We start from the raw sequence: 14780 nt of genomic DNA on the forward strand, positions 1-14780 counted from the left end.
CGGCGTGCTCACTTGAGCCTGCTGGAGGCCAGGATCGACACCAGGTGCAGCACCGTCTGGAGCATCGCGATGCCGGCCAGCACGGCGACGCCGAGCCGGGTGAAGTACAGGTCGCCCCGTATCTGGTCCACGATCGCCAGCAGCAGGATCAGGAGCGAGGCCTCGATGCCGAGGACGAGCCGGTGGAACTTGAGCGCGGACGCGGCGCGGCGGGCCAGCGCCATGCCGGAGGAGCGCGGCTCGGCCGCTGCCTCGGCGACGGGCTCCTTGCCGGTCTGGTGGCGGGCGACGCCGACCAGGTCGGTCTCTGCCTTGATCAGGATGGCGCCGAGGGCGGCGAGGGTGCCGAGGAACGCCCACAGCCAGTCGATCCGGCCGGTGCCCCACAGATCGGATGCGCGCAGGCCGAGGCCGACGAGCACCGCGGCGTCGCACAGGTAGGCGCCGACCCGGTCCAGGTACACGCCGGCCAGGGAGTACTGCTTCTTCCAGCGGGCGACCTCGCCGTCGACGCAGTCGAGCAGCAGGTACATCTGGACCGCCACCACGCCGAGGACGGCGCCCCAGATGCCCGGGATGAGCAGCGCCGGGCAGGCCAGGACACCCGCGAGGGTCATCACGTAGGTCAGCTGGTTGGGCGTGACCTCGGTGCCGACCAGGACCCGGGTGATGCGCAGGGAGATCTCGCGCATGTACAGGCGGCCGCCCCAGTGCTCGCCACTGCGCCGGTCCTTGACGCCCGGCGGGTGAACGACGGGCCGGAGTTCAGCTACGGATGGTCTTGGCATAGTCGGCGTACGCGTCCCTGATCTCGGCTGTGGACAGATTGAGGTGCTCCAGGATCGTGAAGCGTCCCGGGCGGGTCTGGGGGGCGTACTCGACGGCCGCGACGAACTCGTCCACGCTGAACCCGATCTCCGCGGGCAGCACGGGCAGGCCGTGGCCGCGCAGCGACTCCACGAAGAGGCCGGCCTGCTCGTCGGCGCCGCGCAGGAACATCGCGAAGGCGGCCCCGAGGCCCACCTGCTCGCCGTGGAGCGCGGAGCGCCCGGGGTAGAGCAGGTCGAAGGCGTGGCTGATCTCGTGGCAGGCACCGGACGCCGGGCGGGTGTCCCCGCTGATCGACATGGCGATGCCGGTGAGGACCAGGGACTCCGCGAGCACGGTGAGGAAGGTGTCGTCGCCGCAGCCGCCCGGGTGGCGCAGGACGGCCTCGCCGGCCGTACGGGCCATGGCGGCGGCCAGGCCGTCCACGGACTCGCCGGTGATCTTGTGCGAGAGCTCCCAGTCGGCGATGGCCGAGATGTTGGAGAGCGCGTCGCCGATGCCGGAGCGGACGAACCGCACCGGGGCGTCACGGATCACGTCGAGGTCGATGACCATCGCGATCGGCGTGGGCACGCCGTAGGAGCCGCGGCCGTTGTCGTTGTCCAGCGTGGCCACCGGCGAGCAGATGCCGTCGTGGGCCAGGTTGGTGGCGACGGCCACCATGGGCAGCCCGACGCGCGCCGCGGCGTACTTCGCCACGTCGATGATCTTGCCGCCGCCCAGGCCGACGACGGCGTCGTAGCGACTGCCCTTTATGTCGTCGGCCAGCTTGACGGCGGAGTCGATCGTGCCGTCGGCGACCGGGTACCAGTCGGCGTGCGGCAGGACGGGCTCCAGCTTGGAGCGCAGCAGCTGACCGGAGCCGCCGCTGATCGCGATCGCCAGCTTGCCGGACGCCGAGATCCGCTGGTCGGCCAGGAGGCCGGCCAGGTCGTCCATGGCGCCGCGGCTGATGTCGACGACGACCGGGGAGGGGATGAGCCTCGTCAGTACTGGCATGCGATCGTCCGGCCCTTGGCGAGGTCGTCGTGGTTGTCGATCTCGACCCACTTGACGTCGCCGATGGGGGCCACGTCGATGACAAAGCCGTCGTTGACGAGCTGCTGGTAGCCGTCCTCGTAGTACAGGTCGGGGTCGCGCTCGAACGTGGTCTTCAGCGCCTCGGCCAGGGCCTCGGCGGCCTCCGGCTCGATGAGGGTGACGCCGATGTACTCGCCGGTGGCGTCGGAGGGCTCCATCAGCTTCGTGATCTTGCGGACGCCCGTGGCGCCGTCGACGACGACCTTCATCTCCTCGTCGGCCAGGCTCTTGACCGTGTCGAGGGCGAGGATGATCTTCTGGCCGTTGCCGCGCGCGTCGAGGAGGGTCTTCTCGACGGAGACCGGGTGGACGGTGTCGCCGTTGGCGAGGATCACACCCTGCTTCAGGACGTCACGGGCGCACCACAGGGAGTAGGCGTTGTTCCACTCCTCGGCCTTGTCGTTGTCGATCAGCGTGATCTTGACGCCGTACTTGGCCTCCAGGGCCTCGCGGCGCTCGTACACGGCCTCCTTGCGGTAGCCGACGACGACGGCGACCTCGGTGAGGCCGACCTCGGCGAAGTTGCCGAGGGTGAGGTCCAGCACGGTCAGGCTGTCCTCGGCGCCTTCGGGGCCGACGGGCACGAGGGCCTTGGGCAGGGTGTCGGTGTAGGGACGCAGGCGGCGTCCGGCACCGGCAGCGAGTACAAGGCCGATCATGCTGGTTCTCCTTCGTCATGTACGGCGGGTGCCCCGGAGGAGACCCAGAAGCGGATGCTCTCCACGAGCACCACGAGTGCCACGAACACGGCCAGGACCGTGAGCGCGACGGGGAAGTCCGCGGCGCGCGTCGCCAGGACGGAGGCCAGGACCGCGGTCAGCAGGACCCGGCCGTCGTGACCGCCGATCGTCCACACCAGCCACCGCGGGGGCGCGCCCGATCCGCCGCGGATGCGGTAGACCGTGTCGTAGTGATGGTAGGCGACCGCCGCGACCAGTCCGAATGCCGCGGGAAGGGCCCCGGGCACGTCCGCCTTGGCGGCGAGGATCAGCACGGTGGTGTACTCGGCGGCCCGGAAGACGGGCGGGACGAGCCAGTCGAGGGCGCCCTTGAGGGGGCGGGCGACGGCCGCTCCGGCGAGCACGGCGTAGAACGCGGCGGCGATGATCACCTGGCGGGCGCCGAACCCGCACGCCCAGGCCGTCCACAGCAGGGCCACGGAGCCGATCACGGCGGCGGCGATGCCGGCCCCGGGGGCCAGCCGGCCCACGACCCGGCCGGCGAGCTCGGCGACCGGGCCGGAGTCGGCGAGGTCGGCCAGTGCCTGGGCGGCACGGTCGGTCCTCTTCGCCTTGCGGGTCAGCGAGCGCAGCACGCGGCCGGCGGTGGTGTAGAGCGCGCCGAAGGCGCAGCCGACGAGCAGGGCGTAGAAGACGATGCGGGGGGTGGTCGCCGCGGTGAGCACCGCGATCATGGCCCAGCGCTCGCCGATCGGCAGGATGATCATGCGCCGGACCCACACCGTCCAGCCGACGCTGTCGAGCTTGTCGGACAGGGCGGCCGTGGGGCTGGTGTTGGCGGTGGCGTCGTGGTTGGCCTCGTTGAAGGCGAAGTCCACGACGTGGCGGCAGGTCATGAGGATCATCGCGCCGAGCGCGAGGGCCCACACGTCGTCGCCGTTCCTGGCCGCGCCCAGCGCGAGGCCCGCGTAGAAGGAGTACTCCTTCGCGCGGTCGAAGGTGGCGTCGAGCCAGGCGCCCATCGTCGAGTACTGCAGCGAGTAGCGGGCGAGCTGCCCGTCCGTGCAGTCCAGGACGAAGGAGACGAGGAGCAGCACGCCTGCGGCGACGTAGCCGCCGCGCTCGCCGGTGGCGGCGCAGCCGGCCGCGATCAGCGCGGTGATCAGCGAGGCGGTGGTGACCTGGTTCGGGGTCAGACCACGGCGCGCGCACCAGCGGGCGATGTAGCGCGAGTACGGGCTGATGAAGAAGGTGGTGAAGAACCCGTCTCGGGACTTCACGGCGGTGCGCAGGCGTACGGCCTCGTCGTCCACGGCGGCGACGGCGGCTTCCGCCGCGGCGCGCTCCGCCCCGGTGGCGGGGACGGCGGCGACCAGGGTGCCGAGCTCGGGGTGGTGGACGGGGGTCCCGGCGGCCTCGACGGCCGCGGCGAGGCGGTCCGCGTGGGGGCCGCCGCCCTCCGCGGGGAGGGCCGCGGCCTTCTCCAGGGCCGCCCGGGCGCCCGGCTGGACGGCGACGGCGCCGGTCACGGCGCAGGCGTCGAAACGCGGGTCGGTCAGCGCGAGCCGCAGGGCGTGGACGTGTCCGACGAAGGCGCTGTCGACGACGGCCACCCTCTGGTCGGCGGGTACGCCGGCCAGCACGGCGGCGGCCTCTTCAGGACCGGCGGCCGGGCGGACGTCGAAGCCGAGGGAGCGCAGCTCGTCGGTGAGCGGTGATCCGGGGACCGGCAGGCCGGTGAGGATGACGGTCGACAGACGGACTCACTCCTTGCAGCGAAACACTGGACGGGCGCCCCGGCGGGGGCGGCGGCACGTCGGCAGAGGCTATCGGATGAATGGAAGCGGGGGTTCACCACCCGTTTACTCCCCGATAAGCCGAATATCCCGGGGCTTCGGGCCCCGGCGCGATCATCATTGACGATCACGCCGAGATACCACAAACCCGGGGAGCAAGGCCGCCGCGGCCCCGCCGCTTATCACGTCGCGGAGGCGGACATGCGCGGATGGCCGAAGTGGGGACAAGCCTCTTTTGTACGGCAGACTGAAGGCCGAAGTCCGAAGCGAAGGATGGGTATGCCGACCACACCAGCCACCGCCGCGAACACCGCGTCCCCCGGCACCGGCACTCAGGAACCGATCATGCTCGAACTGGTCGATGAGTCCGGCAACACCATCGGCACGGCGGAGAAGCTCTCCGCCCATCAGGCGCCGGGTCTGCTGCACCGGGCCTTCTCCGTGTTCCTCTTCGACGAGCAGGGCCGCCTGCTGCTCCAGCAGCGCGCCCTCGGGAAGTACCACTCCCCCGGCGTCTGGTCGAACACCTGCTGCGGCCACCCCTACCCCGGGGAGTCGCCGTTCGCGGCCGCGGCCCGGCGGACCCACGAGGAGCTGGGGCTGTCCCCCTCGCTGCTCGCGGAGGCGGGAACCGTGCGCTACAACCACCCGGACCCGGCGTCGGGCCTGGTGGAGCAGGAGTACAACCACCTTTTCGTGGGACTCGCGCAGTCCGGGCCGCGGCCCGATCCGGAGGAGGTCGGGGACACCGCGTTCGTGACCGCCGAGGAGCTGGCCAAGCGGCATGCCGAGGCGCCGTTCTCCGCCTGGTTCACGACCGTGCTCGACGCGGCCCGGCCCGCGATCCGCGAGCTGACCGGGGATGCCGCGGGCTGGTAGTCGGTACCGGTGTGCCGGGCGCGCCCGGCGCCCGTACGCCGCCTCAGAGCGCGGGTGAGGCGAGCGGCAGGGCCGCCCAGATGACCTTGCCGCCCGTCGAGGTGTGCTCGACGTCGCAGACCCCGCCGGACTCCCGCGTGACCTCGCGCACCAAGAGCAGGCCGCGTCCGCCGGTCTGGCCGAAATCCGCCTCCAGGGCCTTGGGGCGGTACGGGTGGTTGTCCTCGACCGCCACCCGTACCCATTCCCGGCCGATGGCGACCTCGACCGCGACCTGGGGCGAGAGCAGGGCCGCGTGCCGGACCGAGTTCGTCACCAGCTCGGAGACGATCAGCAGCAGCGCGTACACGAGGTCCCGGTCGGCCGGGACGCCCTGGCGGCCGAGTAGGTCGCGTACGGCCCGGCGGGCCTGCGGAACGGATTCTTCTACAGCGGGCACGGTGAACCGCCACACGCCCTCGTACGCGAGGGGGTCGGCCGGGGCGGCCGCCGGCTCACCCTCCTTGGCTGGCGGGACGCTCCCGCTGACATCCATTTCCCGGCCCCCGTCTTCACGCTCGATCGTCTCCACGCGTCAAGAGTGGGGAGCGGACCGGTCCGGACCGGAGCCCTGACCAGAAGTCAGCGTCAATCGGACGCTTTCTGACCGTTGGGGTATGACAGCGTCAGTTGTGCGACCGTTCCTGATCTTCTGCGGGGCCTTTCTCGGCCGCGATGGCCGGACCGCCACCGGCAGCGGCGTCCGCCGGGAGCTCGTCTTCCCTGACCAAGCCCAGAATGCGCCGGGCGCTCATGCCCAGGAGGATCAGGCTCAGCCCGTCGAACAGCAGGGCGAGCGAGAAGAAGGTTCCGATCACGTACAGACTGCTGCTCGGCCAGCTGGCGAGGACCAGGAAGCCCAGCAGGATCCCGAAGGCGCCCTGGACGAGGTTGACCCACAGGTTCGTCCCGCGCACCACCAGGCCGCCCACCAGCCGGAACACCCCGCCGATGAGGAAGAGCAGCGCGGCGAACATGGTCAGCGCCTCGGCGCTCGCCTCCGGCCTGCGCAGGATCACGAAGCCGGCGGCGATGTTGATCGCGGCGATGACGACGGCGAGCCAGAAGTGGTTGCTCTTGCGGGACTGGAACGCCTGGACCAGACCCACCACGCCGCCGGCGAGCAGCAGCCAGCCGAAGAGGAACATGGTGGTCAGGGTGGCGAAGCCGGCGTAGAACAGGCCCAGCAGGCCGGCCGCCACCAAGAGCACCCCGAGCAGGGCCAGCAGCCCGAAGCTGCGCCCGAGCCGCTTCGGGTCCTGGGCCCCGAGCTGCTTCGCGTCCTTGGTTCCGGGCTCGGCCGGGGACGCGGCCCCGGAACGGTCTGCGCCCATGGTCGTGCCACCTTTCAGGCACCCCCCGACGGACTCCCACGATCATAGGATCGGCCGACCGGGATAGCATCCGGCGCATGGACGCAGCCCTCCTGCACACCGTCGCCGACGGTGTCGCCACGGTCGTCATCTCGCATCCCGCCAAACGCAACGCCATGACGGCGGCCATGTGGCGCGCGCTCCCGGAGGTGCTGGACGCCCTCGCGGCCGATCCGGCCGTACGGGTGCTCGTCCTGACCGGGGCCGGACCGACCTTCTGCGCGGGCGCCGACATCTCCTCGCTGACCGGGGACGAGGAGCCGCAGGCCTTGGCCGTGGCGGCCGAGGAAGCCCTGGCCGCCTTCCCCAAGCCGACGCTCGCGGCGATCCGCGGGTTCTGCGTGGGCGGCGGCAGCCAGCTGGCGGCGGCCTGTGATCTGCGGTTCGCGGAGGAGGGGGCCTCCTTCGGGGTGACCCCGGCGAGGCTGGGCATCGTCTACCCCGCGTCCTCGACCCGCCGCCTGGCCGCGCTGGTGGGCCCGGCGGTCGCCAAGTACCTGCTCTTCTCGGCGGAGCTGATCGACGCGGAGCACGCGCTGCGGGCCGGATTCCTGAACGAGCTGCTGCCGGCCGGGCAGCTGGACAAGCGGGTGGCGGACTTCGCCCGCGTGCTGACCACCCGCTCGCAGCTGACGCAGGCGGCGGCCAAGGAGTTCGCCGACGGGCGGACGGACCGGGACGCGTACTGGGCGCGGCAGGCGGCCGCGAGCGGCGACACCGCGGAGGGCGTCGCCGCGTTCCTGGAGCGCCGTACGCCATCGTTCGGCTGGACCGCCTCGCCGGCGGGCGCGCCCGCGTCCGAGCCCGGGCGGACTACCGGCCGTCGAGGGGACTGACCGCGCGCAGCCGCGCCACGATCTCGGCCGGGGCCTTGTCCGGCGAGCCGGCGTCGTAGGGCGGCTGGGGGTCGTACTCGGTCATCAGCTGGACGGTCTGCGCGTACTCGTCGCCGGCGATCCGGCCGAGGAGGCCGAGGCCCATGTCGATGCCCGAGGACACCCCGGCGGCGGTGACGTACTTCCCGTCGTACACCACGCGCTCGCCGGTGGGCTCGGCCCCGAAGGCGGTCAGCCGGTCCAGGTAGAGCCAGTGGCTCGTGGCCCGGCGCCCCTTGAGCAGCCCCGCGGCGGCCAGCAGGAGCGAGCCGGTGCACACCGAGGTGGTCCAGGTGCTGGTGGCGTCGACCGCGCGCAGCCAGTCGACGACGGCAGGGTTCTCCATCTCCAGCTCGGGGTGGGGCCCGCCGGGTACGACGACGATGTCGGGCCGGGTCAGCTCGTCGAGGCCCCTGTCGGCGACGAGGGCGAGCGCCCCGCTGTCGGTGCGCACCGGCCCCGGCCGCTCCGAGACGAACACGACCTCGGCGCCGGACAGCCGCCCGAGGGTGTCGAAGGGCCCGATGGCGTCGAGGGCGGTGAACCGGTCGTAGAGCAGGACGGCGATCTGCATGTTTCCTCCAGGTGGTGGGGTGTCCGAGGGGCGGTGGTGTCCGAGGGGCGTGGGGTGTGCCCGATGGGCGGTGGTGCGCCTACTGAGCGGTGGTCCGCGGGCGGCCGGAGCCGAAGCGGCGCCGGTACTCGGCCGGGGGCTGGCCCAGGGTCTTCACGAAGGCCCGGCGCAGGGCCTCCGGGGTGCCGTAGCCGCAGGCGCGGGAGATCTGGGCGATCCCGTCCCCGGTGTCCTCCAGGAGGCGCCGCGCGTGCTCCACGCGGACCCGCTCCACATAGCGGCCGGGCGTGACCCCGGTCTCCGCCTGGAAGGCCCGCGCGAAGTGCCGCGGCGAGAGCCGCGCCCGCGCCGCCAGGGCCTCCACGCTCAGGTCCGCGTCCGGATGCTCCGTGATCCAGTGCTGCACCTCCCGCAGCGGATCCCGCCGCGCGGTCTGGGCCGCCAGCTGCGCGCTGAACTGGGCCTGATTGCCGGGCCTGCGCAGGAACACCACCAGGTGGCGCGCGATGCGCAGCGCCAGCCGGCGTCCGTGGTCCTCCTCCACCAGGGCCAGCGCGAGGTCGATCCCCGCCGTGACCCCGGCCGAGGTGGCGACCGGGCCGTCCCGTACGTAGATCGGGTCCGGTTCGACGGTCACCCGCGGGTAGTCCCGGGCCATCCGCTCGCACGCGTACCAGTGCGTGGTCGCCCGCCGCCCGTCCAGCAGCCCGGCCTCGGCGAGCAGCAGCCCGCCGGTGCAGACGGACACCAGCCGCTCCGCGCCACCCCCGTGGGCTCGGAGCCACTCGGTCAGCCGGGGCTCGAAGTCCCCCCGGTACTGCCCGCCCGGCACCAGCAAGGTGGTCCCGGCCCCCGGCCGCGCGCTCTCCAGGTCCCCGTCCGGCACCAGCGTGAGACCGCTGCTCGCCCGTACGGGCATACCGCCCGGGGAGACCGTACGAATCGCGTACCCGTCCCCCGCGCGGTCCGGGAAGCGGCCGGCCGCGGCGAACACTTCCACGGGCCCGGTCACATCCAGGCTCTGCACGCCGTCGTAGAGCAGGACGAGCACATTTCGGGGCGACATGACCCCATGGTGTGACGCGCCGCCCATGGCCGCAATGACGCTCGTCCCACCTTTACAGCCATGCCCTGCCGCGCGGATAGGATCGACGGACCATGACTGCAACCCTCGTCGCCAAAAACCTCGCCGCCGCGCACGGTGAGCGCACGCTCTTCGCCGATCTCGACCTCGTCGTCGCCCCCGGCGACGTCATCGGCCTCGTCGGCGTCAACGGCGCCGGGAAGTCCACCCTGCTGCGCCTGCTCGCCGGCCTGGACACCCCCGAGACCGGTGAGCTGCGGCTCTCCCCGCCCACCGCCGCCGTCGGCCACCTGCCCCAGGAGCCGGAGCGGCGCCCCGAGGAGTCCGTACGGGACTTCCTGGCCCGGCGTACGGGCGTCGCCGCGGCCCAGGCGGCGCTGGACGCGGCGACCCAGGGACTGGTCGACGGGACCCCGGGAGCGGACGACGCCTACGCTACGACCCTGGACCAGTGGCTGAACCTCGGCGGCGCCGACCTCGACGAGCGCGCCCAGGAGGTCGCCGACGAACTCGGGCTGGCCGTCGGCCTGGACCTGCCGATGACCGCGCTCTCCGGCGGCCAGGCGGCCCGCGCGGGCCTCGCCTCGCTGCTGCTCTCGCGCTACGACGTCTTCCTGCTCGACGAGCCGACCAACGACCTGGACCTGGAGGGTCTGGAGCGCCTGGAGCGGTTCGTGAAGGGCCTGCGCGCGGGCACGGTCGTCATCAGCCACGACCGCGAGTTCCTGACCCGTACCGTCACCAAGGTCCTCGAACTCGACCTGGCGCAGCAGCAGATCAACCTCTACGGCGGCGGCTACGACGCCTATCTGGAGGAGCGCGAGCGGGCCCGTACGCACGCACGCGAGGAGTTCGACGAGTACGCGGGCAAGAAGGCGGCCCTGGAGGGCCGCGCCCAGATGCAGCGCAACTGGATGGACAAGGGCGTGCGCAACGCCCGCCGCAAGGCGAGCGACAACGACAAGATCGGCAAGAACCTGCGCGGCGAGTCCAGCGAGAAGCAGGCCGCCAAGGCCCGCCAGACGCAGCGTGCCATCGAACGGCTGGACGTCGTCGACGAGCCCCGCAAGGAGTGGGAGCTGCGCATGGAGATCGCGGCGGCGCCGCGCTCCGGCTCGGTCGTCGCCACCCTGAACGAGGCCTCCGTGCGGCGCGGGGACTTCGCCTTCGGCCCGGCCAGCCTGCAGATCGACTGGGCGGACCGGGTGGCGATCACGGGCGCCAACGGCGCGGGCAAGTCCACCCTGCTGGCCGTGCTCCTCGGGCGGCTGCTTCCCGACTCCGGTGCGGCCACGCTCGGTTCGGGCGTCCTGGTCGGCGAGGTGGACCAGGCGCGCGGGCTCTTCCTCGGGGACGAGCCGCTGCTGGAGGCCTTCTGCGCGGCGGTCCCGGACACCGAGCCGGCCGAAGTGCGGACCCTGCTGGCCAAGTTCGGCCTGAAGGCGGCGCACGTACTGCGCCCGGCGGCCACACTCTCCCCCGGCGAGCGCACCCGGGCGGCCCTGGCACTCCTCCAGGGCCGCGGGGTGAACCTGCTGGTGCTGGACGAGCCGACCAACCACCTGGACCTGCCCGCGATCGAACAGCTGGAATCGGCCCTGGACGCGTACGAGGGCACCCTGCTGCTCGTCACCCACGACCGCCGGATGCTGGACGCGGTGCACGTGACCCGCCGCCTGGAGGTCGCGGACGGCAAGGTCACCGAGCTCTAGTGACCTGAGTCAGAGATTCGGTGGCAGTAGGCGGCGACCCTGTCGAGGATCTCGTCGGCTGTCTTCGTCCAGACGAAGGGCCGTGGGTGTTCGTTCCAGTCGGCGAGCCAGGCCCGGATGTCGCGTTCGAGTGCCTGGACGGAGCGGTGGACTCCCCGCTTGAGCTTCTTCTGCGTGAGCTCGGCGAACCATCGCTCCACCAGGTTCAGCCACGACGAACTCGTCGGCGTGAAGTGCAGGTGGAACCGCGGGTGGGCCAGCAGCCACTTCTTCACGACCGGCGTCTTGTGGGTCGCGTAGTTGTCCAGGATCAGATGGACATGGAGATCCGCCGGCACTTCTTTGTCGACCTTGGCCAGGAACTTCTTGAACTCTGCAGCCCGGTGGCGGCGGTGAAGCGAGCCGATGACCTTGCCGGTGGCGACTTCGAAGGCCGCGAAGAGGGTAGTGGTGCCGGCACGGACGTAGTCGTGGCTGCGGCGTTCGGGAACGCCGGGCATCATCGGCAGGACCGGCTGGGACCGGTCCAGGGCCTGGATCTGCGACTTCTCGTCCACGCAGAGGACCAAAGCCTTCTCCGGCGGGTCGAGATAGAGGCCAACGACATCGCGGACCTTGTCGATGAACAACGGATCGGTCGACAGCTTGAACGTCTGCGAGCGGTGCGGGGCCAAGGCGAACGCCCGCCAGATCCGGGAGATGGCCGACTGCGACATCCCCGTCGCCGCGGCCATCGACCGGGTCGACCAGTGCGTCGCGTTCTTCGGCGTCTCCTCCAGGGTCTTGACGATCACCCGCTCGACATCAGCATCGGTGATCTTCCGCGGGACACCGGGCCGGGGCTCGTCGTGCATGCCCTCCAGACCGCGATCGAGAAACCGGCGCCGCCAGGTGCGAACCGTCTCGGAAGCGATCCCGAGACGACGCGACACCTCCGCGATCGAGTGTCCCTCCGCGGACTCGAGCACGATCCGGGACCGTAACGCCAGCGCCTGAGCCGTTGAACGACGCCGCACCCACCCCTCGAGCACAGCACGCTGGGCATCGGTCACAGACAACGGCGGGATCTTCGGTCCAGGACGACTCACACCTAACCAACGACGAATCTCTGACTCAGGTCACTAGGTGGCTTCCCGCGACTGCGGCGGGCGCCTCTTGCGTGCGAGCCGGGCGGCCACGAAGCCGCGCGGCAGGTGCCGGACGGCGAGCGCGTACGCCTGGTAGCGCCGGCCGGTGATGCTCACCGGGCGGCGCAGGGCCAGGTCCCTCAGGGCCTTGGCCACCACGGCCTCGGGCTCCAGCCACACCGCCTCGCGCAGGGAGCTGACGTCCATCCCGGCCCGCGCCTGGAACTCGGTGCGGGTGAAGCCCGGTACCACCGCCAGCACCCGGACCCCGTACGGCTCCATGTCCACCCGCAGGGATTCGCTGAACGCGGTGACCCAGGCCTTGGCGGCCCCGTACGTCCCGGTCGGCAGCAGTCCGGCCACCGAGGACACGTTGACCACCGCGCCCCGGCGGCGCTCGCGCAGCCCCGGCAGCACGGCGTGGGTGAGCCGCAGCGGTACCTTCACCAGCAGGTCGAGCAGCCGCTCCTCGTCCTCGACCGGGCTGTACGGGAACGGCGCGGGCAGGCCGAAGCCCGCGTTGTTGACCAGGATGTCCACGGGCCGCTGCCGGTCGGCGAGCCGCTCCGCGACGGCCGTGCAGCCGTCCGCGTCCAGCAGGTCGGCCGGCAGCACCTCGCTGGCCGTGCCGAACTCCCGGCCGAGCTCTCGGGCCACCGCTTCGAGGCGCTCCTTGTCGCGGGCGACCAGGACGAGTTCACAGCCCTTGGCCGCGAAGCCGCGGGCGAAGGCGGCGCCCAGTCCGGCACTGGCCCCGGTGATCAGAACGGTGGTCACGAGAGTCACTTCCTTACGGGGTGTGCGGGCGCGGCGGGGTCGGGGGCAGCGGGGTGAAGTCCGTGGTCGACGGCGATCCGTAGGCCTGGGCCACGTCGACCAGGAACCGGGCCTCGTCGTCGAGGTCGCCGCCCTCGGCGGAGGTCTGCATCGCGGCGGGCAGCTCCCACGCCGCGTCCTCCCCGGGCTGCCCGGCCCGTCCGGCCAGCTTCGCCTGCCGCGCCTCCTTCAGTACGCAGGCCAGCGCGGCCGCGGTGCGCCGCTGCTCGGGGATCCCGTGCCCGGTGACGTGGCTGCGGGCCAGCTCCGGGACGCCCGGGGCGACGTACTCGCCGAGGATCAGGATCGCGTCGCGGGTCTCGATCACCTTGCGGTACACCAGCAGGTTGCGCGGGACGGGCGGCCACAGCAGCTCGACGACCCGGCCGGCGCGCGGCTTGGTGAGGGCGACGTGCGGGACCGCTTGGACCAGGTCGTGCCACAGCGGCCACAGCCGCCAGGCGGTGGCGATGTCGGTGCTGGTGCGGCGCAGCGTGAACAGGGTGGGCACGAGGATCGCGGCGGCCCGCAGCAGCCCGTGCAGGTTCATCATCAGCGGCAGGGCGGGCATCGCCCAGGTGCTGGCGAACAGGGCCTTGAGCAGGTACACGAACCAGAACAGGCCCGCGAGCGCGGTGCCGAGGCCGAAGAGCCGTAGTCCGGCGGCGAGGCCCCGGCTCTCGGTGCGGCGGCTGTAGCGCCAGCAGAGGGCCACGCAGGTGGTGTTGGCGAGCAGGTGCGCGCAGATCAGGAGCAGCCAGTACGCGAGGGAGGGCACCGGGTCGCCCTGCGCCGGGATGGTGTGCGCGGTGTGCGCCGGGGCGGTCGTGTCCAGCACGGCGAGGGTGGTCAGCCAGGCCGCCGTGCCGGTCCAGGAGGCGAGCTGGAGGATCCGGCCGCCCGTCGCGGCGGCGACGAAGTAGAGCACGATGCCTGCGGACAGCACGCCGATGAGGTTGCGGACGAGGCCGACCGAGTGCGCGTAGTGCGGGTCGCGCATCGCGTACGCGACGACGTCGGGCAGGTTCAGGGTCATCGCGGCGGCGGCGGTCGCGACGGCGAGCCACAGGCCGCGCTGCTGCGGGGAGCGCAGGGCCGCCGGGGCGCGGAGCAGGACCGCCGCCCAGAGGCAGACGACGCTGGGCACGGCGAGCGAGTCGCCGAGTGCGGTGAGGTCAGCGGCGTCCATGGCTCCCCCGCCCGTAACCCATGGCGGATTCCAGCCAGGCGAGGGTGCCGCGAGGTGCGGTGGCCGACTGCGGGCAGGGGCCCGTCGTACGGATGCGGATCATGCTCGCCAGCATTTCCGCTTCCTGCTCCTGGCTGGTGGTGTAGTTGGTGCGCCCGAGGACGGTGGGGACCTGGCCGCCGTTGTCCTCGGCCTCCAGGGAGTTGTGGCCGAACAGGATGTGCCCGAGCTCGTGGAGCACGATGTGCTCGCGGTGCAGCGCGGTGGTCTGGGCCTCGTAGAACACGAAGTCGACGCTGTCCGTGCCCACCCACAGCCCGCAGACCCCGGATTCCGCGGCCTCCTTGGGGAGCGGGTGGAGGTGGATGGGGCGGCCCCGCTGCTCGGCGATCCGGTTGCACAGCCCCTCGATGGAGAAGGGATGTGTCAGCTCCAGATGGCCGAGAATCTTCTCGCACCGTTTACGGAGGCTGGGTTGCGAGTGGGGCATGTGATCCCTCTTCGGACCCTTTCGCGGGCAGCGTCGGTAGGCGTGCGTGGGCGTGGGCATGGCGTCCTGTGCCTTCAAGGCGGCCTCGGGGAGTGGGGTCCTGAGGGGAGAAACGGAAGCCCGTTCGCCACTCGGCGAACGGGCGTTCCACCATGCCTACAGATCTTGTACGGGAATTCGCAAGATGTGCGCCCGGGTGGGGTGCCTATTCGGCCATCTCCCAAGGGCCCCGGCGAAC

General features: G+C 72.0%; 15 protein-coding genes. 3 read left to right on the forward strand and 12 right to left on the reverse strand.

The features are described 5' to 3' along the window. Nucleotides 1–8: 8 nt before the first annotated feature. The 4 genes from ACS04_RS03525 to ACS04_RS03540 are packed head-to-tail and all read right to left on the reverse strand — an operon-like array spanning nucleotide 9 to nucleotide 4345. Entirely contained in the window at nucleotides 9–788 is a 780-nt protein-coding gene (locus ACS04_RS03525; RefSeq protein ID WP_078864396.1) for a CDP-alcohol phosphatidyltransferase family protein, read from the reverse strand. Further along, entirely contained in the window at nucleotides 766–1827 is a 1062-nt protein-coding gene (locus tag ACS04_RS03530; protein ID WP_048474985.1) for an iron-containing alcohol dehydrogenase family protein, read from the reverse strand. Before ACS04_RS03530 ends, ACS04_RS03525 begins: the two co-directional genes overlap by 23 nt. Further along, nucleotides 1815–2567 carry a phosphocholine cytidylyltransferase family protein gene (locus tag ACS04_RS03535; RefSeq protein ID WP_048474986.1) on the reverse strand — a complete coding sequence of 251 codons (753 nt, stop codon included), beginning with the start codon at nucleotides 2565–2567 and terminating at the stop codon, nucleotides 1815–1817. Before ACS04_RS03535 ends, ACS04_RS03530 begins: the two co-directional genes overlap by 13 nt. Next, a complete protein-coding gene (locus ACS04_RS03540) occupies nucleotides 2564–4345 on the reverse strand; it encodes a DUF5941 domain-containing protein (protein ID WP_048474987.1) in 1782 nt (593 codons plus the stop codon). Before ACS04_RS03540 ends, ACS04_RS03535 begins: the two co-directional genes overlap by 4 nt. Before the next feature lie 318 nt (nucleotides 4346–4663). Here ACS04_RS03540 and idi point away from each other — a divergent pair, with 318 nt between their 5' ends. After that, a complete protein-coding gene (gene idi, locus ACS04_RS03545) occupies nucleotides 4664–5263 on the forward strand; it encodes an isopentenyl-diphosphate Delta-isomerase (RefSeq protein WP_048474988.1) in 600 nt (199 codons plus the stop codon). A gap of 43 nt (nucleotides 5264–5306) precedes the next feature. Here the strand turns inward: idi and ACS04_RS03550 are convergent, their stop codons facing one another. Both ACS04_RS03550 and ACS04_RS03555 read right to left on the reverse strand, forming a co-directional pair. Further along, the gene (locus tag ACS04_RS03550) at nucleotides 5307–5798 is read right to left on the reverse strand and encodes an ATP-binding protein (protein WP_048474989.1); all 492 of its coding nucleotides are present in this window, start codon (nucleotides 5796–5798) and stop codon (nucleotides 5307–5309) included. Nucleotides 5799–5928: 130 nt separating this feature from the next. Then, nucleotides 5929–6636 (reverse strand): HdeD family acid-resistance protein, encoded by a 708-nt coding sequence (locus ACS04_RS03555; protein WP_078864397.1) that lies wholly within the window; start codon nucleotides 6634–6636, stop codon nucleotides 5929–5931. A 77-nt stretch (nucleotides 6637–6713) separates the two neighbouring features. On the opposite strand from ACS04_RS03555, the gene ACS04_RS03560 reads away from it, so the two are divergent. Then, the gene (locus tag ACS04_RS03560; protein ID WP_048474990.1) at nucleotides 6714–7511 is read left to right on the forward strand and encodes an enoyl-CoA hydratase/isomerase family protein; all 798 of its coding nucleotides are present in this window, start codon (nucleotides 6714–6716) and stop codon (nucleotides 7509–7511) included. On the opposite strand, the gene ACS04_RS03565 is transcribed toward ACS04_RS03560, so the two are convergent. After that, on the reverse strand, nucleotides 7489–8124 hold the full coding sequence (locus ACS04_RS03565) for a DJ-1/PfpI family protein (RefSeq protein ID WP_048474991.1): 636 nt from the start codon (nucleotides 8122–8124) through the stop codon (nucleotides 7489–7491). The genes ACS04_RS03560 and ACS04_RS03565 overlap by 23 nt on opposite strands. A 79-nt stretch (nucleotides 8125–8203) precedes the next feature. Further along, nucleotides 8204–9190: a GlxA family transcriptional regulator gene (locus ACS04_RS03570; RefSeq protein ID WP_048475014.1), complete on the reverse strand. Its 987-nt coding sequence runs from the start codon at nucleotides 9188–9190 to the stop codon at nucleotides 8204–8206. A gap of 92 nt (nucleotides 9191–9282) precedes the next feature. Between ACS04_RS03570 and ACS04_RS03575 the strand changes: the two genes are divergently transcribed. Further along, nucleotides 9283–10920: an ABC-F family ATP-binding cassette domain-containing protein gene (locus tag ACS04_RS03575; protein WP_048474992.1), complete on the forward strand. Its 1638-nt coding sequence runs from the start codon at nucleotides 9283–9285 to the stop codon at nucleotides 10918–10920. Here ACS04_RS03575 and ACS04_RS03580 read toward each other — a convergent pair. Genes ACS04_RS03580 through ACS04_RS03595 form a run of 4 tightly spaced genes read right to left on the reverse strand, consistent with a single transcriptional unit; the run spans nucleotide 10917 to nucleotide 14542 of the window. Then, on the reverse strand, nucleotides 10917–12008 hold the full coding sequence (locus ACS04_RS03580) for an IS630 family transposase (RefSeq protein WP_048474993.1): 1092 nt from the start codon (nucleotides 12006–12008) through the stop codon (nucleotides 10917–10919). The genes ACS04_RS03575 and ACS04_RS03580 overlap by 4 nt on opposite strands. Nucleotides 12009–12041: 33 nt before the next feature. After that, nucleotides 12042–12824 carry an SDR family NAD(P)-dependent oxidoreductase gene (locus ACS04_RS03585; protein ID WP_048474994.1) on the reverse strand — a complete coding sequence of 261 codons (783 nt, stop codon included), beginning with the start codon at nucleotides 12822–12824 and terminating at the stop codon, nucleotides 12042–12044. 13 nt (nucleotides 12825–12837) lie between these two features. After that, nucleotides 12838–14052 (reverse strand): MAB_1171c family putative transporter, encoded by a 1215-nt coding sequence (locus tag ACS04_RS03590; protein WP_048474995.1) that lies wholly within the window; start codon nucleotides 14050–14052, stop codon nucleotides 12838–12840. Beyond that, entirely contained in the window at nucleotides 14039–14542 is a 504-nt protein-coding gene (locus ACS04_RS03595; protein ID WP_048474996.1) for a hypothetical protein, read from the reverse strand. The genes ACS04_RS03590 and ACS04_RS03595 overlap by 14 nt, the downstream gene beginning before the upstream one ends. Nucleotides 14543–14780 lie beyond the last annotated feature (238 nt).

The sequence above is a fragment of the Streptomyces roseus genome (genome assembly GCF_001044425.1).
GTDB classification, from domain to species: Bacteria; Actinomycetota; Actinomycetes; order Streptomycetales; family Streptomycetaceae; genus Streptomyces; species Streptomyces roseus.

Coding starts and splice junctions, on each gene's coding strand:
- ACS04_RS03525 (WP_078864396.1), bottom strand. CDS start 788: ATGCCAAGACCATCCGTAGCTGAACTCCGGCCCGTCGTTCACCCGCCG.
- ACS04_RS03530 (WP_048474985.1), bottom strand. CDS start 1,827: ATGCCAGTACTGACGAGGCTCATCCCCTCCCCGGTCGTCGTCGACATC.
- ACS04_RS03535 (WP_048474986.1), bottom strand. CDS start 2,567: ATGATCGGCCTTGTACTCGCTGCCGGTGCCGGACGCCGCCTGCGTCCC.
- idi (WP_048474988.1), top strand. CDS start 4,664: ATGCCGACCACACCAGCCACCGCCGCGAACACCGCGTCCCCCGGCACC.
- ACS04_RS03550 (WP_048474989.1), bottom strand. CDS start 5,798: ATGGATGTCAGCGGGAGCGTCCCGCCAGCCAAGGAGGGTGAGCCGGCG.
- ACS04_RS03555 (WP_078864397.1), bottom strand. CDS start 6,636: ATGGGCGCAGACCGTTCCGGGGCCGCGTCCCCGGCCGAGCCCGGAACC.
- ACS04_RS03560 (WP_048474990.1), top strand. CDS start 6,714: ATGGACGCAGCCCTCCTGCACACCGTCGCCGACGGTGTCGCCACGGTC.
- ACS04_RS03565 (WP_048474991.1), bottom strand. CDS start 8,124: ATGCAGATCGCCGTCCTGCTCTACGACCGGTTCACCGCCCTCGACGCC.
- ACS04_RS03570 (WP_048475014.1), bottom strand. CDS start 9,190: ATGTCGCCCCGAAATGTGCTCGTCCTGCTCTACGACGGCGTGCAGAGC.
- ACS04_RS03575 (WP_048474992.1), top strand. CDS start 9,283: ATGACTGCAACCCTCGTCGCCAAAAACCTCGCCGCCGCGCACGGTGAG.
- ACS04_RS03590 (WP_048474995.1), bottom strand. CDS start 14,052: ATGGACGCCGCTGACCTCACCGCACTCGGCGACTCGCTCGCCGTGCCC.
- ACS04_RS03595 (WP_048474996.1), bottom strand. CDS start 14,542: ATGCCCCACTCGCAACCCAGCCTCCGTAAACGGTGCGAGAAGATTCTC.